Source organism: Mesorhizobium sp. M5C.F.Ca.ET.164.01.1.1 (assembly GCF_004792125.1).
Classification (GTDB): Bacteria; Pseudomonadota; Alphaproteobacteria; order Rhizobiales; family Rhizobiaceae; genus Mesorhizobium; species Mesorhizobium wenxiniae.
The window spans coordinates 296464-319302 of the sequence record NZ_SRTG01000001.1; the positions used below are offsets into that span (position 1 = coordinate 296464).

At 64.2% G+C, this 22839-nt stretch carries 20 protein-coding genes; 10 read left to right on the forward strand and 10 right to left on the reverse strand.

Annotated elements, in window-relative coordinates; translation table 11 throughout:
• Positions 1-57: 57 nt before the first annotated feature.
• Together EN807_RS01385 and ilvD are read right to left on the reverse strand one after the other, a co-directional pair.
• Positions 58-1344, reverse strand: coding sequence for an amidohydrolase family protein (locus EN807_RS01385; RefSeq protein WP_135933594.1), 1287 nt, complete (start codon positions 1342-1344; stop codon positions 58-60).
• Positions 1345-1372: 28 nt separating this feature from the next.
• Positions 1373-3217: a dihydroxy-acid dehydratase gene (ilvD, locus tag EN807_RS01390; RefSeq protein ID WP_135933595.1), complete on the reverse strand. Its 1845-nt coding sequence runs from the start codon at positions 3215-3217 to the stop codon at positions 1373-1375.
• Positions 3218-3494: 277 nt separating this feature from the next.
• On the opposite strand from ilvD, the gene EN807_RS01395 reads away from it, so the two are divergent.
• A complete protein-coding gene (locus EN807_RS01395) occupies positions 3495-3968 on the forward strand; it encodes a VOC family protein (RefSeq protein WP_127318931.1) in 474 nt (157 codons plus the stop codon).
• Between the two features lie 171 nt (positions 3969-4139).
• On the opposite strand, the gene EN807_RS01400 is transcribed toward EN807_RS01395, so the two are convergent.
• Entirely contained in the window at positions 4140-5732 is a 1593-nt protein-coding gene (locus EN807_RS01400; RefSeq protein WP_189522316.1) for a peptide chain release factor 3, read from the reverse strand.
• 136 nt (positions 5733-5868) lie between these two features.
• On the opposite strand from EN807_RS01400, the gene EN807_RS01405 reads away from it, so the two are divergent.
• Complete coding sequence (locus EN807_RS01405; protein WP_135933597.1) at positions 5869-6945, forward strand: FAD-binding oxidoreductase; 1077 nt, start codon at positions 5869-5871, stop codon at positions 6943-6945.
• Here EN807_RS01405 and EN807_RS01410 read toward each other — a convergent pair.
• The 3 genes from EN807_RS01410 to EN807_RS01420 all read right to left on the reverse strand — a co-directional run bounded on the left by EN807_RS01410 (position 6939) and on the right by EN807_RS01420 (position 9551).
• Complete coding sequence (locus tag EN807_RS01410; protein ID WP_135933598.1) at positions 6939-8312, reverse strand: amidase; 1374 nt, start codon at positions 8310-8312, stop codon at positions 6939-6941. The genes EN807_RS01405 and EN807_RS01410 overlap by 7 nt on opposite strands.
• A gap of 169 nt (positions 8313-8481) precedes the next feature.
• Positions 8482-9282 carry a class II glutamine amidotransferase gene (locus tag EN807_RS01415; RefSeq protein ID WP_135933599.1) on the reverse strand — a complete coding sequence of 267 codons (801 nt, stop codon included), beginning with the start codon at positions 9280-9282 and terminating at the stop codon, positions 8482-8484.
• Between the two features lie 14 nt (positions 9283-9296).
• Entirely contained in the window at positions 9297-9551 is a 255-nt protein-coding gene (locus tag EN807_RS01420; protein ID WP_135933600.1) for a DUF6356 family protein, read from the reverse strand.
• Between the two features lie 115 nt (positions 9552-9666).
• On the opposite strand from EN807_RS01420, the gene EN807_RS01425 reads away from it, so the two are divergent.
• The 6 genes from EN807_RS01425 to EN807_RS01450 all read left to right on the forward strand — a co-directional run bounded on the left by EN807_RS01425 (position 9667) and on the right by EN807_RS01450 (position 14175).
• On the forward strand, positions 9667-10137 hold the full coding sequence (locus EN807_RS01425) for an Lrp/AsnC family transcriptional regulator (RefSeq protein ID WP_135933601.1): 471 nt from the start codon (positions 9667-9669) through the stop codon (positions 10135-10137).
• Between the two features lie 84 nt (positions 10138-10221).
• On the forward strand, positions 10222-10707 hold the full coding sequence (gene dut / locus EN807_RS01430; protein ID WP_127318944.1) for a dUTP diphosphatase: 486 nt from the start codon (positions 10222-10224) through the stop codon (positions 10705-10707).
• Between the two features lie 13 nt (positions 10708-10720).
• Positions 10721-11377: an HAD family phosphatase gene (locus tag EN807_RS01435; protein ID WP_135933602.1), complete on the forward strand. Its 657-nt coding sequence runs from the start codon at positions 10721-10723 to the stop codon at positions 11375-11377.
• Positions 11378-11461: 84 nt separating this feature from the next.
• Entirely contained in the window at positions 11462-12310 is an 849-nt protein-coding gene (locus EN807_RS01440; RefSeq protein WP_135933603.1) for a hypothetical protein, read from the forward strand.
• Positions 12311-12379: 69 nt separating this feature from the next.
• Entirely contained in the window at positions 12380-13183 is an 804-nt protein-coding gene (locus EN807_RS01445) for an oxaloacetate decarboxylase (protein WP_135933604.1), read from the forward strand.
• Positions 13180-14175 (forward strand): proline racemase family protein, encoded by a 996-nt coding sequence (locus EN807_RS01450; protein ID WP_135933605.1) that lies wholly within the window; start codon positions 13180-13182, stop codon positions 14173-14175. The genes EN807_RS01445 and EN807_RS01450 overlap by 4 nt, the downstream gene beginning before the upstream one ends.
• Positions 14176-14320: 145 nt before the next feature.
• On the opposite strand, the gene EN807_RS01455 is transcribed toward EN807_RS01450, so the two are convergent.
• Positions 14321-15016, reverse strand: coding sequence for a sulfate transporter family protein (locus tag EN807_RS01455; RefSeq protein WP_135933606.1), 696 nt, complete (start codon positions 15014-15016; stop codon positions 14321-14323).
• Between the two features lie 195 nt (positions 15017-15211).
• On the opposite strand from EN807_RS01455, the gene EN807_RS01460 reads away from it, so the two are divergent.
• Entirely contained in the window at positions 15212-16204 is a 993-nt protein-coding gene (locus tag EN807_RS01460) for an adenosine kinase (RefSeq protein WP_135933607.1), read from the forward strand.
• A 64-nt stretch (positions 16205-16268) separates the two neighbouring features.
• Here the strand turns inward: EN807_RS01460 and EN807_RS01465 are convergent, their stop codons facing one another.
• Entirely contained in the window at positions 16269-18548 is a 2280-nt protein-coding gene (locus tag EN807_RS01465; protein WP_135933608.1) for an NADP-dependent malic enzyme, read from the reverse strand.
• A 48-nt stretch (positions 18549-18596) separates the two neighbouring features.
• Between EN807_RS01465 and mutS the strand changes: the two genes are divergently transcribed.
• A complete protein-coding gene (gene mutS / locus EN807_RS01470) occupies positions 18597-21440 on the forward strand; it encodes a DNA mismatch repair protein MutS (RefSeq protein WP_246683993.1) in 2844 nt (947 codons plus the stop codon).
• Positions 21441-21494: 54 nt separating this feature from the next.
• Here the strand turns inward: mutS and EN807_RS01475 are convergent, their stop codons facing one another.
• Both EN807_RS01475 and EN807_RS01480 read right to left on the reverse strand, forming a co-directional pair.
• Entirely contained in the window at positions 21495-22340 is an 846-nt protein-coding gene (locus EN807_RS01475) for an aldo/keto reductase (RefSeq protein WP_135933610.1), read from the reverse strand.
• 80 nt (positions 22341-22420) lie between these two features.
• Positions 22421-22822, reverse strand: coding sequence for a DUF305 domain-containing protein (locus EN807_RS01480; RefSeq protein WP_135933611.1), 402 nt, complete (start codon positions 22820-22822; stop codon positions 22421-22423).
• Positions 22823-22839: the final 17 nt, after the last annotated feature.

A 22839-nucleotide genomic window follows, 5' to 3' on the forward strand; every position in this document is an offset into this window, starting at 1 on the left:
GATCGACTGCGCGGCCTGATGCAGGCCCAACGTCCTGTTGTGCCTGCCAATTACTGGTCATGCAGTGGGCGGGCGATGCCTGCGGTTCACTGTTCCCGGCCGTCCCGCGATCGAAAGCCGCGTTTCCTGCCTAGCCCGCTCGGCCACCACCTTGCCCCTGGCGATAACGCAGAGGCGCTCGGGACGCAGACGCAAGGCTTCGACCGGATCGCCGGCATCGAGGACGACGAGACTGGCGCGCTTGCCGACCGCCAGGCCAAGATAGTCGAGGCCCATGATGGCGGCGTTGACGTTGGTGACCATGTCGAAGCAGCGCGCCATGTCGGCCGGGCTCGACATCTGGGCGACGTGAAGGCCCATGAAGGCGACGTCGAGCATGTCGGCGGTGCCCAGCGAATACCAGGGGTCGAGCACGCAATCCTGGCCCCAGCCGACGCGGATGCCGTGGGCAAGCATTTCCTTGACCCGCGTCAGGCCGCGGCGTTTAGGGAATGTGTCGTGGCGGCCCTGCAGCATGATGTTGATCAGCGGATTGGGGATCGCCGAGACGCCTGCCTCGGCGATCAGCGGCAACAGCTTCGAGACATAGTAATTGTCCATCGAATGCATCGAGGTAAGGTGCGAGCCGGCGACCCTGCCCTGCAGGCCGAGGCGTTGCGTCTCATAGGCCAGTTGTTCGATATGCCGCGACAGCGGATCGTCGGTCTCGTCGCAATGCAGGTCGACCATAAGGCCGCGCTCTGCCGCGATTTCGCAAAGTTCCGTCACCGAACGCGTTCCGTCGGCCATGGTGCGCTCGAAATGCGGAATGCCGCCGACGATGTCGACACCCATGTCGAGCGCGCGGATGGTGTTATCGCGCGCCATCGGCGAGCGGTAAAACCCATCCTGCGGGAAGGCGACCAGTTGCAGGTCGATATAGGGCGCGACCGTCTTCCTCACATCGAGCAGGGCTTCGACCGCCAGCAGCCTGGTATCGCAGACATCGACATGGGTGCGGATGGCGAGCAAGCCCATTGTGACAGCCCAGTCGCAATAGGCGAGCGCGCGCTCGCGCACCGCTTCGTGCGTCAACAGCGGCTTCAGTTCGCCCCACAGCGAAATGCCTTCCAGCAGTGTGCCCGACGCGTTGATGCGCGGGATGCCCAGCGAGAGCGTGGCGTCCATGTGAAAATGCGGATCGACGAAAGGCGGCGAGACCAGATTGCCATGGGCGTCGATCGCCGTGCCTGCGGTAACGTTCAGCTCGGGCTCGATGGCCGCGATCGTCTCGCCGATGATGCCGATATCGGCGATCGTGCCGTCGGGCAGCATGCCGCCACGGACGATAAGATCAAAAGTCATCTGTCGTCATCCCTTTGAAGAAGCCGACCTATTCCGGCACATACCTTACCGCACCCTTGGCAGCACTGGTCGCCATTGACGCATAGGCGCGCAAAGCCATCGTCACCTTGCGCTTGCGCTTTTCCTCTGGCTTCCAGGCGGCAGCTCCCTTGGCCTCCATCGCTGCGCGGCGGGCGGCCAGTTCGGCATCGTCGACGGCAAGCCGGATGGTGCGGTTCGGGATATCGATCTCGATCGTGTCGCCCTCATGCACCAGCCCGATGAGCCCGCCTTCCGCCGCCTCGGGAGAGGCATGGCCGATCGACAGGCCCGAGGTGCCGCCGGAAAAGCGGCCGTCGGTGACCAGCGCGCAAGCTTTGCCGAGGCCCTTCGATTTCAAATAGCTGGTCGGGTAGAGCATTTCCTGCATGCCGGGGCCGCCGCGTGGCCCTTCGTAGCGGATGACGACGACATCGCCGGCCTTGATCTCGTTGGACAGGATCGCCTTGACGCTGGCGTCCTGGCTTTCGAACACCCTGGCCGGGCCGGTGAATTTCAGGATCGATTCATCGACGCCGGCGGTCTTGACGATGCAGCCGTCCAGCGCAAGATTGCCCTTCAGCACGGCAAGGCCACCGTCCTTGGAAAAAGGATATTGGGCCGAGCGGATGACCCCCTTCTCCCGGTCGAGATCGAGTTCGTCCCAGCGGCGATCCTGGCTGAAGGCGACCTGCGTCGGCACGCCGCCCGGGGCCGCCAGAAAGAAGTCGCGGACATTCTGGCTTGACGTGCGCGAGATATCCCAATGGTCGAGCGCTTCGCCGAGCGTTCGCGTATGTACGGTCGGCAGGTCGCGGTTGATCAGTCCGGCGTTATCGAGCTGACCGAGGATCGCCATGATGCCGCCGGCGCGGTGGACGTCTTCCATGTGCACATCCGCCTTGGCGGGGGCAACCTTGCATAACACCGGCACGTTGCGTGACAGTGCGTCAATGTCGTCCTGATCAAAATCGATCTGGCCTTCATGCGCGGCAGCCAGGATGTGCAGCACGGTGTTGGTCGAGCCGCCCATGGCGATGTCGAGCGTCATGGCGTTCTCGAAGGCACCTTTCGAGGCGATGCTGCGCGGCAGCGCGGTGTCGTCGTCCTGCTCGTAGTAGCGCTGGGCGAGATCGACGATCAGATGGCCGGCCTCGACGAACAGCCGCTTGCGGTCGGCATGGGTGGCCAGCGTCGAGCCGTTGCCGGGCAGCGAAAGCCCGAGCGCCTCGGTCAGGCAGTTCATCGAATTGGCGGTGAACATGCCTGAGCAGGAGCCGCAGGTCGGGCAGGCCGAGCGCTCGATGGTCTTGACGTCCTCGTCGGAGACTTTGTCGTCAGCGGCAGCGACCATGGCATCGACGAGATCGAGCGCCTGCGCCTTGCCGGCGAGCACCACCTTGCCGGCTTCCATCGGGCCGCCGGAGACGAAGACGGTCGGGATGTTGAGACGCAGCGACGCCATCAGCATGCCCGGCGTGATCTTGTCGCAATTGGAGATGCAGACCATCGCGTCGGCGCAGTGGGCATTGACCATGTACTCGACCGAGTCGGCGATCAGCTCGCGTGACGGCAGCGAATAGAGCATGCCGTCATGACCCATGGCGATGCCGTCGTCGACAGCGATGGTGTTGAACTCCTTGGCGACGCCTCCTGCCTTTTCGATCTCTCGGGCGACCAGCTGGCCGAGATCCTTGAGATGGACGTGGCCCGGCACGAACTGGGTGAAGGAATTGACCACAGCGATGATCGGCTTGCCGAAATCGGAATCCTTCATGCCGGTGGCGCGCCACAGGCCGCGGGCGCCGGCCATGTTGCGGCCATGGGTGGTGGTGCGGGAGCGATAGGCGGGCATACATTGTCCTTGTTGTCTGCGTCGCGCCCGGACAGGCGCGGAAAACCGGAATTGAGCGGCGTTATATACGCCGCGGTCTGGTCTGGCCACGGTTTTGCGATGCGCCGGGATCTTGAGCCAAGACAGTAAGCCGGCCCAGGCAGTAAAAAAGTCAGAGGCGCTGTCGGATCGTGTTTTGCCCGGACGTCCTTGGACAGACGGCGGGAACCGGCATCAATCGCCAGTCGCCGTTTTACGAGTGACAACAAAGGCAAATCCCAGCCCGAGGAGCAAGCAAATGCAAAAGATCACCCCCTGCCTGTGGTTCGACGACCAGGCCGAGGAGGCCATGAACCACTACATCTCCATCTTCAAGAACTCGAAGGTGCTGAGCGTGATGCGCTGGCCCAAGGGCAGCGGCGATAATGAGGGCAAGGTGCTGGTGACCTATTTCGAGCTCGACGGCGTGCAGTTCCAGGCGCTCAACGGCGGGCCGCAATTCAAGTTCACCGAGGCGGTCTCACTGTCCATCGACTGCAAGACGCAGGAGGAGGTGGACTATTTCTGGGACAGGCTCATCGAGGGCGGTGGCGAGCCCAGCCAATGCAGCTGGCTGAAGGACAAATTCGGCGTCTCCTGGCAGGTCGTTCCCGAGCAGTTGCCAAAGCTGCTGCAGGACCCCGACACGGAAAAGGCCGGCCGTGTCATGCAGGCGATGATGCAGATGACCAAGATCGACATCGCCAAGATCGAAGAGGCAGCCAGGGGGTGAGCGAGACGTCCGATCTTCCCTTCTCCCCTTGTGGGAGAAGGTGGATCGGCGCGCAGCGCCGAGACGGTTGAGGGGTGTTGGACAGAATGAGGCGTCGGTGTTCCCTGGAACACCCCTCATCCGTCGCCTTCGGCGACACCTTCTCCCACAAGGGGAGAAGGAGAAGAGTGCTCAAGCCGCCTTGTCGCGGACCTGATAATCCTTGACCGCGGCGAAGCGGATCGCCTTCCAGCGCTCGGCCTCGTAGTTGAGCGAAAAGGCGTGCTGGGCCAGGAACACCGGGTCGTTGTCGAGATCGCGGGCAATGTCGCCGCGATGCGCGTCGATGAAGCGATGCACCTCGGCCTTGTCGTCAGCCGATATCCAGCGGCAGACGGAAAAACGCGACATCTCGAAATCGACGGGCAGCGTGTATTCGAAGTTCAGCCGCTCCTTCAGCACGTCGAGCTGCAGTGCACCGACAACGCCGACGATTGCCGGTGAACCATCCTCCGGCGAGAACAGTTGCACGACGCCTTCCTCGGCCATCTGGTGCAGCGCTTCCTTCAGCTTCTTGGCCTTCATCGCGTCGCCGAGGCGAACGCGGCGCAGGATTTCCGGCGCGAAGTTCGGCACGCCGCGAAACAGGATCTCCTCTCCCTCGGTCAGCGTGTCGCCAATGCGCAGCGTTCCGTGATTGGGGATGCCGACGACGTCGCCGGCGAAAGCCTCGTCGGCGGTGACGCGGGTGCGAGCGAAGAAGAATTGCGGCGCCGACAGGCTCATCGGTTTTCCCGTGCGCACCAGCTTGGCCTTCATGCCGCGCTCGAGCTTGCCCGAGCAGACGCGGACGAAGGCGATGCGGTCGCGGTGGTTGGGATCCATGTTGGCCTGAATCTTGAAGACGAACGAGGTCATCTTGCCCTCGGTCGCCTCGACCTTGCGGGTATCTGCCTCCTGCGCGCGCGGCGGCGGCCCGTAGGCGCCAAGCGCCTCGATCAGGTCGCGCACACCGTAATTGCGCAGCGCCGAACCGAAATAGACCGGCGTCAAATGACCCTCGCGGAAGGAATCGATGTCGAGCCGACGGCAGGCTTCGCGCGCCAGCTCCAGCTCCTCGATAAAGCCTTCGCGCTCGTTTTCCGGCAACAGGCCGGCGACGCGGTTGGAATCGGGACCGTTGACCGGCGTGCGGTCCTTCTCGGCGTCGCCCTTGCGTACCGCGTTCAGCGCCAGATGATAGGTACCGGAAAAGGTTTTGCCGCGGCCGATCGGCCAGGTGATCGGCGCGGTGTCCAGCGCCAGCTTCTGCTCGATCTCGTCGAGGATCTCGAACGGGTCGCGGCTTTCGCGGTCCATCTTGTTGACGAAGGTGATGATCGGGATGTCGCGCAGCCGGCAGACCTCGAACAGTTTCAGCGTGCGCGGCTCGATACCCTTGGCGGCGTCGATGACCATGACCGCCGCATCGACTGCCGACAGCGTGCGATAGGTATCGTCGGCGAAATCCTCGTGGCCGGGCGTGTCGAGCAGGTTGAAGACGTTGTCCTCATACTCGAAGGTCATCACCGAGGTGACGACCGAAATGCCGCGCTCGCGCTCGATCTTCATCCAGTCCGACCGGGTCTGGATGCGATCCTTCTTGGCCTTGACCTCGCCGGCAAGCTGGATGGCGCCGCCGAACAGCAGCAGCTTTTCGGTCAGAGTCGTCTTGCCGGCGTCCGGATGCGCGATGATCGCGAAAGTGCGGCGGCGCGCCACCGCGTTCGTGATGTCTTCAGCCAATTTATGGAATCCCATGTGGTGCGCGGGCTTCTAGCAGCGCTTTTGCAGCCTGTCGAACAATTTTGGGCGGATGGCCGGTCTTGAGATAGGGTCGCCGCAACGACATCAGAAGACCCGATTCGACAAAGGACCATCCATGAGCGCAGCCAAGCGAGTCATCGTCGTCGGCGCCGGCATCATCGGCGCGTCTGTCGCCTGGCATCTGGCGAAGGCCGGCGCGAACGTGACGGTGGTTGCCGACAGCGGCGCCGGCGGCGTCGCCACCCCGAATTCCTTTGCCTGGATCAATGCCAGTTGGGGCAATCCAGAGCCGTATTTCCGGCTGCGTACCCGTTCGATGGCCGAATGGACGCGGCTTGCGCATGACGTGCCCGGCATTCCGTTGGAATGGTGCGGCGGCCTGTGCTGGGACCTGCCGCCGGCCGAGTTGGAGGCCTATGCCATCGAGCATTCCGGCTGGGGCTACGGCATCGAGCGAGTCGACCGCGTGGGAGCCGCACGTATAGAACCCAATTTGACCGAGCTTCCCGATTTCGCCCTTCACGTGGCAGAGGAGGGCGTCGCCGAGCCGGTCGCGGCCACGCAGGCGCTGCTGGTGGATGCCGAGCAGCGCGGCCTGCGGGTGGTGGGCGGAACGGCCGTGACCGCGTTGGTGCAGACCAATGGCAGGATTACCGGCGTGGATATGTCAGGCGGACGGATCGCTGCCGACGAGGTGGTGATCGCAGCGGGCGCCGGCTCTCCGGCAATTGCGGCGACGGCCGGGTTAAAACTGCCGATCGAGACGCCGCCCGGCCTGATCGTCCATTCACGCCCCTACGAAAAGCTGCTCAACGGCTTGGTGATCGGCGATCGGCTGCACATGCGCCAGACTGCCGAGGGCCGCATCATCGCCGGCTCGGATTTCGGCGGCGCCGATCCGGGAATGGATACCGCAGCCACCGGTCGCGAGCTGTTTGCGGCGATGAAGAGCATGCTGCGCGACGCCGACCGGCTGGAACTGGATTTCCACACCGTCGGCTATCGGCCGACGCCGATCGACGGCTTTCCGATCATCGGACGGGCTGAAGGCCTGAGCGGCCTTTATGTCGCGGTCATGCATTCCAGCATCACACTGGCTCCAGCCGTCGGCCTGTTCGCCGCCCGGGAAATCCTCGACGACGCGCGCGACCCGCTGCTTGAGCCGTATGGGCTGACGCGGTTTGCTCAATAGCCGGGCGGACGGCGGAAACCGCCGCTCAGCAGCGCTATTGCCCTGGCGACGCCGAGCAGCCGCGCTTCCGACCAGCGGCGGCCGACCAGTTGCAGGCCGATGGGCAGGCCGTCGCGGTCCTGCCCGCAGGGCATCGACAGTGCCGGGTGGCCGCTGTAGTTGAACACCGCGCCGTAGGCCGGCAGCATCCAGTAGCTCTGCTCGCTGTCATCGACCTTGATCGGCGTTCCCGGCTCGCAATGCGGGAAGGCCGTGGTCATGGCGACGGGGCAAAGCAAGACATCGCAACCTTCGAAAAAGCGGTCCCAGGCAAGAATTGACTGGTCGCGGCGGGCGAGCGCCTCGAACCAGCGCGAGACCGGTGTCGGTTCTTCCGGCGGCTCCAGCTGCGCAGCCTCCAGCATCATGCCGATCAGCGCACCGCCTTGCGTCAGATCGTCATGCAAGTCGAGCGTCGGCAGTCTTGCTTCCTCGACAGTCGCGCCTGCAGACTGAAGCTCCCTTGCCAGATTCTCGACCGCGGCCCTGATCTCGCCGGCCACCGGAAACTCCGGAAATGCCGGCGCGAAAGCGATGCGCAGGGTCTTGAGATCAAGCTTCGGCATGTCCTCGACCGGCACCGGCTTAAGGTCGGCGTCGCTGCCATCCGGCCCTGCGATGATCCCCAGGATCAGCGCCAGATCTTCGACGTTGCGGGCCAGCGGACCGATACAGGACATCAGCCGCACACTGCGCGGCGCACCATTGGGATCGGGAAAGGCGCCGGCCAGGGAGACGCGGTGCTCGGTCGGCTTGAGGCCGTAGACGCCACAGAAGTCGGCAGGCAGGCGGATCGAATTCTGCATGTCACTGCCGAGTTCGAATGGCGTCATGCCCGTGCAAAGTGCTGCCGCGGCGCCGCCGCTGGAGCCGCCGGCGGTGCGCGATAGATCCCAGGGATTACTGGTGCGGCCAAACAGCGGATTGTTCGACTGCCAGTCGCCCAGCATCGTTGCGACATTCGTCTTGCCGACCAGCACGCCGCCGGCCGCCTTCAACCTGAGAACGACCGGGCTGTCATTTCTCGCCACATAGTCGGCAAAGGCCGGGAAGCCGACCGTGGTCTTTATGCCTGACGTTTCGTGCGTGTCCTTCAGCGTGAACGGCACACCGTGCAGCGGCCCGAGAACGTCGCCGCGCGCCTGGGCTTCGTCGGCGTTCTTCGCTCGAGCGCGAGCCCCTTCCCTGTCGAGCGCGACGACTGCGTTGACCGCCTCATTGTGCCTGTCGATCTCACCCAGATGCGCGTCCAGCGCTTCCACGGCGGAAATCTTGCGGTCGCGGATCGCGGCGGCGAGTTCGATAGTCGAGGAAAAGACGAGGTCCATGACCATTGCTCCGGCTTGCTAGCGGCGCCAGCCTCGCCAAATGGCGGGCTACGGCGCGTCTTCAAGCCGAATTCAGCATTCGAGGACTGGCGGTGCTTGATCGGAATTGCGCTGCGAGGGTCTGCTGAGATCGGCGCCGTCCCGCGATGTTGCCGCGATAGCGAGGGATCTACACGGCCAGCGCCAGTCTTACCGGCTTCGGCGCAAACGGGCGAATGATCATGCCGTCTCTGGTGATGGTGACGAAGCTGGAGGGCGGTATCGGCTGCCAGTCGCCGCCATCACGGTCGAAAGGCTCCGACATAAGGCATCGCCCGCCGCCATCGCGGAAGACGGAGGTGTAGAGCGTCGGCGCGTGGGCATCGGTCGCATAGCGCACCGCGTGGAGCGATTCGCCGTCCGACAAGGCGGCGGTAAGTCTCAGCGCCGGTTCGAAGCCGGCGTGGCGCGAGGCGTCCATAACGCGGCTGGTGGCGCGGAGAACAGCGCCCTCCGGATCACCCGACAACCCTTCGTCGATCATCAGGAGAAAGAAGAGTTCGGAATCGGTGGTGCCTTCGCGCTGGGCGAAGACCGCGTCAGAGAGCGAATTTTCCAGCGCGCGGCGGATTGTTTCGAAGCCGCCGATCTGGCCGTTGTGCATGAACGACCAGCGGCCGGCAGTGAAGGGATGACAGTTCATGCGGCTAGTGGCGCCGCCGGTCGAGGCGCGCACATGGGCAAGGAACAGGCTGGACCTGATCTGGCGACACAGGCTCTTCAGATTGGGGTCGGACCAGGCCGGCAGGATGTCGCGATAGAGACCCGGTTCGGGCCGGTCGCCATACCAGGCAAGGCCAAAGCCATCGCCGTTGGTCGGCGACTTGGCTTCCTGGGCGCAATGACTCTGGGCGATAAGCGAATGGCAGGGCGCCGTGACGATGTCTTCGAGGAAAACCGCTTCGCCAAGATAGGCCGCCCAGCGGCACATCGCTTACTCTTCCCTCAGGCGCGATCCATGAGAGCCGCATTCTCCTTGATCGCGTGTGTGCCTCTGTTGTGCGTGCGCTCATAGAGCTCGCGAACGATTCGGCTGGCCGTAGTCTCAAACAGAAACGGCAAGAAAGCGTGAATGAGCGCGGCGAACGCTGCCATGAACAGGCGCGAGCAGAACCACGCCGCGAAGGCCATATGGCTGAAATAGGTCTCGCCCACTTTGGCCGGGTGCGAGGTGAAAAGTCTTGCAAGCCGTGTGCTCATGCTGGTCCCCTTTCAGCGCGTGAAGTCCCGATCTTGCGCATCTTGACACGCCTCGCCGGTTCATTGATCCCAAAATATCCTTGTATTTTGCCAATCATTGGGACAAAAATCCCACATGCCGCTGGAAATCGATGAGATCGACCGAAGATTGCTGGCCGAACTGCAACGCGACGGTACGCTGTCGGTCGACCAACTGTCGGAAAGGGTGTCGCTATCGCGCAACGCCTGCTGGCGCCGGGTCAAGCGGCTGGAAGAAGACGGCGTCATTACCGGCCGGGTGGCGCTGGTCAATGCGGACAAGCTCGGCCTCGGCCTTTCGGTGTTCGTCCTGATCCGGACCTCCAATCACGATCCGAACTGGCTGCAAAAATTCCGGGCGGCAGTCACCGGTTTTCCCGAGATCACCGGCGTCTACCGGATGTCCGGCGACCTCGATTACGTGCTGCGTGCCCGCGTCGCCGACGTGAAGGCGTATGACCGGCTCTATCAGCGACTGATCGCCAAGGTGGCGCTGTCGGATGTTTCGGCCTCCTTCGTCATGGAGGAGATCAAGGAGACGACGGTCGTTCCCGTAGAACTGCGCTGAAGTGGAACTGCGCTGAAAGAAAGCCGTTGATAGCATTGCCGCCGAGTTGACCGAATCGGCGTTGGTAGCGATAGGATCAGCCTCATGCGCGCAGCCCTCTACACCTCCTCCGTCATCGGTCCGGCCGTCGGCTTCGTCAGGCTGCCGCATGGCGAGGGCCTGCCGCTTCCCGCCTATGAAAGCCCGGGCGCCGCCGGCATGGATCTGCGCGCCGCGGTGCCGGACGATCGGCCGCTGCTGATCCTGCCGGGAAAACGCGCGCTGGTGCCGACCGGGCTGATCCTGGAGATCCCGGAGGGCGTGGAAGGTCAGGTCCGGCCGCGCTCAGGCCTCGCCTTCAAGCATGGCCTCACCTGTCTCAACACGCCGGGCACCATTGACAGCGACTATCGCGGCGAGGTCAAGGTGCTGCTGATCAATCTCGGCGACGAAGATTTCGCAGTGACGCGCGGCATGCGGATTGCCCAGATCGTCTTTGCGTCCGTGATGCAGGCGACGGTCGAGGAGCGCACATTGGCCGGCGGCACGACGCGCGGCTCGGGCGGCTTCGGATCGACCGGCACGGCCTGATGAGCATAGTGAAATGAGAATGCCCAAACTCGTCATCTTCGATTGCGACGGGGTTCTGGTCGATACCGAGAACCTGGCCAATCGACGCCTCGCCGAATGGCTCAGCACTGCCGGCTACCCGGCCAGCTTCGAATATTGCCGCAAGAATTTCTCTGGCCGCTCCATGGTCTCAGTTCAGAAGGAAGTCGAGGCGACCGGCGTCAGCCTCGGCGCCGATTTCGTCGAACGCTGGAACGCCGGCCTGCCGGACCTGTTCGCGCATGGCGTCGAAGCCGTCCCCTATGTCAGGGAGTTCATCGAAGCCGTGCACGCTGCCGGCATAGCAACTTGCGTCGCTTCATCGGCACGGGTTTCGAAAATGCACATCACGCTCGGCCAGACCGGGCTGCTGCAGCTGTTCGAGCATGCGCTGTTCAGCTCGACCATGGTTTCGCGCGGCAAGCCGTTTCCCGACCTGTTCCTGCATGCTGCAGGCACGATGGGCTTCGCGCCCGCCGACTGCATCGTCATCGAGGACAGCGTCGCCGGGACGTTAGCCGGCATTGCCGCCGGCATGCGCGTATTTTCCTACTACGGCGACCCGCATTCCGACCGCGACGGCCTGACCGAGGCCGGCGGCATCCTGTTCGACGACATGCGCGAACTTGCCGGGTTGGTGCCGATCCACTGATCTGATATTCGAGCTTGTTATCCGACTGTACGCCTCGGTCGTCCGTGCTAGCTTGCGAACGCTCGACAGTGGAGGCGCCAGCGCATGAATTCCATCCTGATTCGCTTCATTCTCGCCTGTTTGCTGCTGCCGTGCCTGTGGACCGCGGCCGGCGCCCAAGGCGTCAGTTTCCCGGACCTTGGCCGCGCCGTTCCCAGCCACAAAGACACGACCTATCTCGACCTCGCCAGGATGGTCATTCCCGATCTGGCGGCGGACAAGGACGGCTTCTATCGGGGCTCCATGCCGATCGAGATGCGCCATATCGAGGGTCCGGATAGCGGTGGCTCGCCGCCCGTAACGTCGGGCTTTTCTGATGCTGGCGTGCTCCCGATCAAGGCAGGCGGCAAGGATCGGCTGGCCATGCTGTTCGACCTCGGGAGCTCCTCCGACAGCGCCGAGGGTTTTGCGGTGCTGGCGCTCTACGATCTTGCCAGCAGGCCGAGACTGCTCGACGCTGTCAATGTCGCCGTCGACCGGAGCACCTATTTCCGCGATCCGGGCAAGCTGCCGATTGGGCCCAGCGATGACGCCATCATCACCCTGAGCACGCATTTCAATTCGAGCCAGGGCTATGTGAGCACGCCGCTGATCCTGGTCCGCGACGACAGGTTCGAACTGATCGACATGATCTACACGTTCGACGAGTCACTGTGCGCCTACAAGCGCACGCAGGAGTTGGCGTTTCAGACCATTGCGGACGGCCAGCCCTATGCGGCCATCAAGGCGACGGTGACCGATGCCACCCTGCCGAATGGCGAAAGCTGCGACGAACCGGCGCCCGAGCCTTCCTCGCGCGACATCTCCGTCACCTACCATTGGAATGGGACCGCCTACGTCAAGGGGTCCGACGCACTGGACAAATTGGCAGGAGAGAACGCCAATCGCTTCTGAGCTAATCGCATTCGTTTGCCCGGCGGGCAGTGGCGGGATAAAATGCGCTTCGCACTCTGGGGAGCATCCATGGACAAGGGCAAAATCTTTCGCGACCTGCACAGCTCGATCTTCGTCATGCCCAACCCTTGGGACGTCGGCACGACGAAACTGCTGGCTTCCTTCGGTTTCAAGGCGCTGGCGACGACCAGCGCCGGCTTTGCCTTTTCGCGCGGCATGCCCGACGGCGCGGTGACCTTCGAGGCGATGATCCACCACTGCCGCGAGGTGGCGGCGGCGACCGGCCTGCCGGTCTCGGCCGATCTCGAAAAGGGCAAGGGCGACAGCGCGACAAGTGCATCCGAAACCATCTTCGCGGCCGAGGCCGCGGGCCTCGCCGGCTGCTCGATCGAGGACCACACCGGCGAGCCCGACAAGCCGATCTATGATTTTTCGCATGCCGTCGAGCGCGTCGCCGCCGCAGCGGAGGCGGCACGGGCGCTGAAGCACGATTTCGTCTTCACCGCGCGGGCTGAGAATTTTCTATGGGGCAAGCCCGACATCGACGACACGATCAAGCGGCTGCAGGCCTTCGAGAAGGCCGGCGCCGACGTGCTCTACGCGCCGGGCATCAGTGACATCGAGACGGTGCGAACCGTCTGCTCGGCGCTGACCAAGCCGGTCAACGTCATGGTGAGGCCCGGCTTCACCATCGCCGATCTTTCCCTGGCAGGCGTCAAGCGCATTTCGCTCGGGCCCTGGCTGACCAATTTCGCCTTCGGCATGCTGGAGACGGCGGCGCGCGAGATCCAGCAGGACGGCACCTTCGGCTTCACCCGCACCGCCATGCCTTTCGGCAAGCTGCAGGCGTTGTTTGCCGAACCCAACGCATGACACTCACCGTCGTCGACATGCACACCGGCGGCGAGCCGCTGCGGATCGTCACCGGCGGCTATCCCAAGATCCCTGCAGGCACGATCCTGGAAAAGCGCGCCTATGTGCGCGACCACCTCGATCATCTCAGGAAGATCCTGATGTTCGAGCCGCGCGGCCACTACGACATGTATGGCGCGCTGCTGGTGGAGCCCGACCTGCCCGGCGCCGACCTCGCCGTGCTGTTCATGCACAATGAGGGCTATTCGACGATGTGCGGCCACGCCATCGTCGCGCTCGGCCGCTACGCCGTCGACGAGAGGCTGGTGGCGCGGCAGGAGCCGGTGACAACAGTCAATATCGAAGCGCCGTGCGGGCTGGTCGTCGCCTCGGTCGAGGTGCAGGACGGCAAGGCCGGCGCGGTGTCGTTCGAAAGCGTGCCGGCCTTTCTGTTCGCCCGCGACCAGGAGATCGAATTGCCGGGCTTCGGTTCGATCGGCTTCGACATCGCTTATGGCGGCGCCTTCTATGCGCTCGCCGATTGCCGCCAGTTCGGGCTGGAATTCGGCAGGAACCGCGTGCGCGATTTCGTCGATGCGGCGACAATGCTGACCGGGAAACTGAAGGCCGAGTTTCCGCTGTCGCATCCCGACCATGCCGACCTTGCCTTTCTCTACGGCACCATCCTGACCGACGGACAGGACGCATTTTCCGATACCCCGACCAAAAACATCTGCGTCTTCGCCGAGGCCGAGGTCGACCGTTCGCCGACCGGCTCGGGCGTCACTGCGCGGCTGGCGGCAATGCATGCCAAGGGCGAAATCGCCGGCCAGACGCGGCTGTTCGAGAGTGTTGCAGGCTCGCGCTTTTCCGGCAGCGTGGCGAGGACCGCGAAAGCCGGGCTGCATGACGCCATTATCGCCCGCGTCGGCGGCCGCGCCTACTACTGCGGCCGGACCGAATTCATCGTCGAACCCGACGACGAGCTGGGACGCGGTTTTCTTTTACGCTAGCGCCGGGGGTGTGCTGAGATTCAGGTCAGCCCGCGCTGAGAAAGGTGGGTTCCGAGAACCGGAACGGAGCGTAACGTTTGGGTGCGTACCGGAAGCATAGGAAACCGCCATTCGCAAGCCGGCAGCACCCGAATATCAGCACGCCCTAAGCCGCTTCCCGCGCACTGATCGCCTTGTGCAAATGCACCATCATGGCGGCGGCGAAGAGCGGCGTCAGAAGGTTGAGCAGCGGGACAGTGAGGAAGGCAGCGATAACCAGCCCGGCGAGGAACACCGTGACGGCATGTTTTTTGCGCAACGCCCGTGCCTCGGCCTCCGGGCGAAAACGCATGGCGGCGAACTCGAAGAACTCACGCCCCAGCAGATAGCCGTTGACGATGAAGAACGCAGCGATGTTGATGCCCGGCACCAGCAGAAGCAGCAAGGCCACGATGTTGCCGACGATGACGACGCCGAAGAATCTTATCGCCAGCACCATCGAGCGCAGTGCCGGCATGGCGCGGCCGGTCGGGTCATTGGGATAGTCGGTGCGCTCGACCACTTCGGCGACGTCGTCGAGGAACAGGCCGGCGATGATCGCCGTCACCGGCGCGATCAGCAGCGCCAAACCCAGCGCGAGACCGATCCCGGCGACGATGACGCCCAGCCATCCGGCCCAGGACGGCAGGCTGGGCAGCCATGCGTCGATCCATGGCCAGGCCAGCCATTCGAACAGGCCCTCGATGGCGAACCACAGCGCGGCGAGCGCCAGCAAGGTCAGGCCCAGCGTCTTCACGAACACCGAGCGAAATTCGGGCGAGAACAACCGGCTGGCGGCGGCGCGGGCGGCGCTAGGGATCACGGCGTTTCCAATCCATGGCTGGTATCCCCGAGGCAGGCGGAGACAGGGCAAGGCTCAGGCACAGCACGATGCGGTGCATCTGCCGATCGACCAGATAAATAGATCCCGACCCTAGGCAAAGCCGCATCAAATCGCTAGACCCGCCCGCGGCCGGTGTGCCAGAAGGCCGGTGGTTTTTCGCGGAGACACTCATTGATGCCGACCTATGACGTGCTTTGTATCGGTAATGCCATTGTCGACATCATCGCCCAGTGCGACGAGGCATTCCTGGAGACGAACGGCATCATCAAGGGCGCGATGAACCTGATCGACACGAGGCGCGCCGAGCTGCTCTACAGCCGCATGGGCCCGGCCATCGAAGCCTCCGGCGGCAGCGCCGGCAACACGGCGGCGGGTGTCGCCAGCTTCGGCGGACGCGCCGCCTTCTTCGGCAAAGTCTCGAACGATGCGCTCGGCGAAATCTACGCTCATGACATCCATGCGCAGGGCGTCGCCTTCGACACCAAGCCGCTCAAAGGCGAACCGCCGACGGCGCGCTCGATGATCTTCGTCACGCCCGACGGCGAGCGCTCAATGAACACCTATCTCGGCGCCTGCGTCGAGCTCGGACCGGAGGATGTCGAGGCAGACAAGGCCTCGGGGGCGGCGGTCACCTATTTCGAGGGCTATCTGTGGGACCCGCCGCGCGCCAAGGAAGCGATCCGGCAGACGGCGAAGCTCGCGCATGCCGCCGGCCGCGAAGTGTCGATGACTCTGTCGGATTCGTTCTGCGTCGACCGCTACCGCGACGAGTTTCTGGACCTGATGCGCTCGGGTACGGTCGACATCGTCTTTGCCAACACCCACGAGATCAAGTCGCTCTACCAGACTGCCTCCTTCGACGAGGCGCTGGCCCAGATCCGCAAGGACTGCAAGATCGCCGCCGTCACCCGCTCGGAAATGGGCTCGGTCATCGTGCGCGGCGACGAGACCGTCACCGTCGATGCGACCAAGATCCGGGAACTGGTCGACACCACCGGCGCCGGCGACCTCTATGCCGCCGGCTTCCTCTACGGCTACACGCAAGGGCGCAGCCTGAGGGAGTGCGGCGATCTCGGCTCGCTGGCGGCCGGGCTGGTCATCCAGCAGATCGGGCCAAGGCCTCGGCAGAATTTGCGCCGCGAGGCCGAGCTGGCAGGGCTGATTTAGGGCTCGACGTCTCTTCCTTGCCCCACTTGTGGGAGAAGGAGGGGCGCGCGCTGCTGCCCGTTTCTCAAGCCCCCGCCGTATACGCCGCGATCGCGGCCATATTCACGATATCACTATCCTTGGCGTTGAGCGAGACGATCTGAACCGGCTTGTCCAGGCCGACCAGCAGCGGGCCGATGACCGTCGAGCCGCCGAGTTCCTGCAGCATCTTGGTTGAGATCGAGGCCGAGTGGAAGGCCGGCATGATCAGCACATTGGCCGGGCCGGTCAGCCGGATGAACGGGTATTGCGCCATGGCGCGCGCATTGAGCGCCACGTCGGCGGCCATCTCGCCGTCATACTCGAAATCGACGCGCCGCTTGTCGAGGATACGCACCGCTTCCTGGACGCGTTCGGAGCGCTCGCCCTGCGGGTGGCCGAAGGTGGAATAGGCGAGCATGGCGAGCCTTGGCTCATAACCCATGCGGCGGGCAAAGCCGGCGGCTTCCTCGGCGATGTCGGCAATCTGTTCGGCATTCGGCATGTCGTGCACGGCGGTGTCGGCGACGATCACGGTTCGGCCGCGCGCCAGCACGATCGAAACGCCAATGACGCGGTGGCCGGGCTTTGCGTCGATGACACGGCGGATGTCGTCGAGCGCCGTGGAGTAGTTGCGGGTGACGCCGGTGACGATGCCTTCGGCATCGCCCAGCGCCACCATGCAGGCGGCGAAATGGTTGCGGTCGTTGTTGATCAGGCGCTGGCAGTCGCGGAACAGGAAGCCCTTGCGCTGCATGCGCTCGTAGAGATAGTCGGTGTAGACGCCATTGCGGCGCGACAGCCTGGCATTGATGATCTCGATGCCTTGCTTGTTCAGCTCGATTCCGGCGTTCCTGGCATTCTCCTTGATGATGTCGTCGCGGCCGAGCAGGATGGCGGTGCCGAGCCGCTGGTTCACGTAGGAGACGGCGGCGCGCATCACCTGCTCCTCCTCGCCCTCGGCGAAAACGATGCGCTTGGGCTGGCGGCGCACGCGGTCGTAGATGCGCTGCAGGGTCGAGGCGATCGGATCGCGGCGGGCGGAGAGCTCCTGCGCGTAACGGTCGAGGTCGAGGATCGGCTTGCGCGCGACGCCGGACTCCATCGCTGCCTTGGCAACCGCGATCGGAATGGCCGAGATCAGGCGCGGATCGAACGGCACCGGGATGATGTAGTTGGGGCCGAATTTCGGCCGCATGCCCTGGTAGGCGGCGGCGACATCGTCGGGGACATCCTGGCGCGCCAGTTCGGCCAGCGCCCGCGCCGCGGCGATCTTCATGTCGTCGTTGATAGTGGTCGCCCGCACGTCGAGCGCGCCGCGGAAGATGTAGGGGAAGCCGAGCACGTTATTGACCTGGTTCGGATAATCCGAACGCCCGGTGGCCATGATGGCATCGGTGCGGATTTCGGCGACTTCCTCGGGCGTGATCTCCGGATCGGGATTGGCCATGGCGAAGATGATCGGCTTCTCGGCCATCGACTGCACCATCTTGGTGGTCAGTGCGCCCTTGGCGGACAGGCCGAGAAACACGTCGGCGCCGTCCAGCGCCTCGGCTAGCGAGCGCGCGTCGGTCTTGACGGCATGCGCCGACTTCCACTGGTTCATGCCTTCGGTACGGCCCTGGAAGACGACGCCCTTGGTGTCGCACAGGATGATGTTTTCAGGCGCAAAGCCCATCGCCTTCATCAGCTCGATGCAGGCGATGCCAGCCGCACCCGCGCCGTTGCAGACCATTTTCGTGGTCTTCATGTCGCGGCCGGTGATTTCCAGCGCGTTGATCAGGCCGGCGGCCGAGATGATGGCGGTGCCGTGCTGGTCGTCATGAAAGACCGGTATGTCCATCAGCTCGCGCAGCCGCTGCTCGATGATGAAGCACTCCGGCGCTTTGATGTCTTCCAGGTTGATGCCGCCGAAGGAGGGCCCAAGGAAACGCACGCAATTGATGAACTCTTCGGCGTCCTCGGTGTCGACCTCGAGATCGATGGAATCGACATCGGCGAAGCGCTTGAACAGCACCGCCTTGCCTTCCATCACCGGCTTGGCGGCCAGCGCGCCGAGATTGCCGAGGCCGAGGATGGCGGTACCGTTGGAAATGACGGCGACCATGTTGCCGCGCGCCGTGTAGTCGAAGGCGCGGCTGGGATCCTCGGCGATGGCAAGCACCGGAACCGCGACGCCCGGCGAATAGGCAAGGCTCAAGTCGCGCTGGGTGGCCATCGGCTTTGTGGCGACGATCTCCAGCTTGCCGGGGCGGCCCATGGCGTGGAATTCCAGCGCCTCCTGCGCACTGACGGAGGGTCCGGGGTTTTCGGTTTTCCTGGCCATTATGCTTTCGATTTCCTCACCCGTGCGGCACCGCTTGAGGCGGGTGCAATGCTTTCTTTTGTGGAACGTTCGGGATTAAGGCTACACTTCGCCGCTGTAAACCGCCAAGCAGATGGCCTGGAAAATTTTGGAAGCAGCTTCTTGAACGACGAAACGCCCATCCGCAGCGACAGCGCTACGCCGGCCTTTGCGCCGGCGACGCCGATGATGGAGCAGTATATCGAGATCAAGGCGGCGAACCCGGATTCCCTGCTGTTCTACCGCATGGGCGATTTCTACGAGCTGTTCTTCAACGATGCCGAGAAGGCGAGCCGGGCGCTCGGCATCGTCTTGACCAAGCGCGGCAAGCACCAGGGCCTCGACATCCCGATGTGCGGCGTGCCGGTACATGCCGCCGACGATTACCTGCAGAAGCTGATCGGACAAGGCTTCCGTGTCGCCGTCTGCGAGCAGATCGAGGATCCGGCCGAGGCGAAGAAGCGCGGCGGCAAATCGGTGGTGCGCCGCGACGTGGTGCGGCTGGTAACGCCGGGTACCATCACTGAGGACAAATTGCTGGCGCCGTCGGAATCGAGTTTTTTGATGGCGCTTAGCCGGGTCAAAGGCGGGGCCGAGGCAAGAGGCGGGGAGCGCGGCAGCGCGACAGGGAACCAAGGAAGTTTTGCGCTGGCTTGGATCGAGATCTCGACCGGTGCCTTCCGCGTTGCCGAGACCACCGCAGACCGGCTGCTCGCCGATGTCTTTCGCGTCGACCCACGCGAGCTGATCGTCGCCGATCCGGTGTTTTACGATCCCGAGCTGAAACCGGTGTTCGACGTGCTCGGCCGGGTCGCCACTCCGCAGCCGCCGAGCCTGTTCGACTCGGCGTCGGCCGCCGGGCGGATCGCCCGTTTCTTCGAGGTGGCGACGCCGGACAGTTTCGGCACGTTTTCCCGCGCCGAGCTGTCGGCGATCTCAGGCGCCATCGCCTATGTCGAAAAGACGCAGAAGGCCGAGCGGCCGCCGCTGTCGCGGCCCGAACGCGAGGAGCAAGGCTCGACGCTGTTCATCGATCCGGCGACGCGCGCCAATCTGGAACTGCTGCGCACCCTGTCCGGCAGCCGCGAGGGCTCGCTGTTCAAGGCGATCGACCGCACAGTGACGGGCGGCGGCGCGCGACTGCTGGGCGACCGGCTGATGGCGCCGCTGACCGATCCGGCAGCAATCGGCGCAAGGCTGGATTCGATATCGTTCTTCCGGTCCGAGACACAACTGTGCCAGGCGGTGCGGGCGAGCCTGAAGAGCGTCGCCGACATGCCTCGCGCCCTGTCGCGGCTGGCGCTCAACCGCGGCGGCCCGCGCGATCTCGGCGCGCTGCGTGCCGGGTTCGAGGCTGCCGGCACTATTGCCGGACTGTTCGGGGCGACCGCCCTGCCGCAAGAACTGGCGGCGGCGCTGGCGTCGATCGAGGCGCTGCCACGTCCGCTGGCCGAGCATCTGACGCAGGCGCTCGGCGACGAGCTGCCGCTGCTCAAGCGCGACGGCGGCTTCGTCCGTTCCAGCTACAACGTTGAACTCGATGAAATGCGGGCACTGCGCGACGAGTCGCGAAAAGTGATTGCCGGGCTGGAGCGCTCGCTGATCGACGAAACCGGCATCCGCTCGCTGAAAATCCGGCACAACAATGTGCTTGGCTATTACATCGAAGTCACCGCCAACCACCATGCGATCATGACGAGCAGCGATGGGGCGAAGGCGCGCTTCATCCATCGCCAGACCATGGCCAATGCCATGCGCTTCACCACGACCGAACTCGCCGAGCTGGAATCGAAGATCGCCAATGCCGCCGACCGGGCGCTGGCGATCGAGCTTGCCGCCTTCGACAGGCTGACGGCGGAAGCGGTCGGCCAGGCGGACAAGATCCGCGCTGGCGCAGAAGCGCTTGCCGTGCTCGACGTGTCGGCGGCACTTGCGCTGCTTTCCGAAAGCGAAGCCTGGTGCCGGCCCGTGGTGGACGCCAGCCTCGCCTTCGCAATTTCGGGCGGACGGCATCCGGTGGTGGAACAGTCGCTGCGGCGTTCGGGCGAAGGACCGTTCGTCGCCAATGATTGCGATCTATCGCCGGAAGGCGATGCCAAGAACGGCGCGATCTGGCTGCTGACCGGCCCCAATATGGGCGGCAAATCGACCTTTCTCAGGCAGAACGCGCTGATCGCCATCCTCGCCCAGACCGGCTCCTTCGTGCCGGCGGCATCAGCCCATATCGGCGTCGTCGACCGGCTGTTTTCGCGTGTCGGTGCCTCCGACGATCTGGCGCGCGGCCGCTCGACCTTCATGGTCGAGATGGTCGAAACGGCGGCGATCCTCAACCAGGCCGGCGAACGCGCGCTGGTGATCCTGGATGAGATCGGCCGTGGCACCGCTACCTTCGACGGCCTGTCGATCGCCTGGGCGGCGGTCGAGTATCTGCACGAGAAGAACCGCTGCCGGGCGATCTTCGCCACCCATTTCCACGAAATGACGGCGCTGGCCAGCAACCTCGCTCGGCTGCACAACGTAACCATGCGGGTCAAGGAATGGGAGGGCGACGTGGTCTTCCTGCACGAGGTCGGCAAGGGTGCCGCCGACCGCTCCTACGGCGTGCAGGTGGCGCGTCTGGCCGGCCTGCCGGAAGCGGTGGTCGGGCGGGCCAGGGAAGTACTGCACCAGTTGGAAGCTGGCGAGGTTTCGGGCAAGGCAAACCGGCTGGTCGACGATCTGCCGCTGTTTTCGGTGGCGGTGAAACAAGAGGCGCCGAAGCCGGCAAAGAGCGATGGACTGAGCGCGGCGCTAGGGGAGATCAATCCCGACGAGATGACGCCGAGGGAGGCGCTGGAAGCGCTGTATCGGCTGAAGGGAATGGCGGGGAAGTAGTCAGGCTTCGTACGATAGCGCAGGGAACGCGACCTTGGGTCCTGCGGCAAACCCTCAAATCATCTGCAGCCCGCGCTTGCGGGTCGGCGGCGGGAAGGCACGGTCGATTTCTGCGGAATCTTCCGAGGTGAGCTCGATGTCCAACGCAGCGACATTCTGGCGGACATGCTCTTGCCTGCCGGCCTTTGGGATGGCGATGACGCCGTCCTGTGCCATCAGCCAGGCCAGCGCCAACTGAGCCGCCGTGGCATTGTGGCGGGCGGCGATGGCTTCGAGCCTGGTATTGCGCGCCAATACGCCCTGATCGACCGGCGAATAGGCCATCAGCGGAATGCCGCGTTGCCGGCTCCAGGGCGCAAGGTCGAATTCGGGGCCGCGCTGGGACAGATTGTAGAGGATCTGGTTGGTCTGGACGCTGTCGCCGGCCGGCAGGCTGACCAGTTCCTCCATCTCATGGGTGTCGAAATTGCTGACGCCCCAGTGGCGGATCTTGCCGGCCTTTTTCACCGCGTCGAAGGCCTCGACCGTTTCCGCCAGCGGCATGCTGCCGGGCCAGTGCAGCAGATAGAGATCGATACGGTCGGTGCGCAGACGCCTGAGGCTTCTGTCGCAGGCCGCCGGCACGCCGGTGCGCGAGGCGTTGGACGGCAGCACCTTGGAGACCAGGAACACCTCGTCGCGGCGCCCGGCAATGGCATCCGCCACCACCTCCTCGGCCCCGCCGCTGGCATACATTTCGGCGGTGTCGATCAGCGTCATGCCGAGATCGAGCCCGAGCTTCAGCGCGTTGACCTCATCGGCATGGCGGCTGAAATCCTCGCCCATTTTCCACGTGCCCTGACCCAGCACTGGAACGGCTTCGCCCGAGGGCAATGTAGTGGTTCTTATCGTTGATGGCATGGCGCGCTCCAGTCGACGCCCGATGGCAGCACACCCTTCGCGAGAAATCCACCCCGGATTTCCCGCGCGCTGCCTGATGTCTACTTCACCGGGTGGGCGGCCAGCCAATCCTGCATCTGCTTGATCTCGGCTTCCTGCGCCGCGATCACCGCTTCGGCCATTTTGCGCATTTCCGGATCCTTGCCATTGGCAAGCTCGACCTTGGCCATGTCGATTGCGGCCTGATGATGCGGGATCATGCCGCGGGCGAAATCGACATCGGCATTGCCGGAAAGTGTGATCGCCATCATGGCGGTGTGCATCTTGTCCATCGCCGCCTTGTAGCCGTCGGTCGAGGGGCTTTGCGCGCCCATCGCGCCCATGTCGTGCGCCCCCATGTCGTGTTTCATCTCCTGGGCTTGCGACGGAATGCTTTCGAGGAAAACGGCAAGCAGCATTCCGGCCGCCATCAGCAGCAGCACGATCTTCTTGGCCAAGGTCATTCATGATCTCCTTTTTT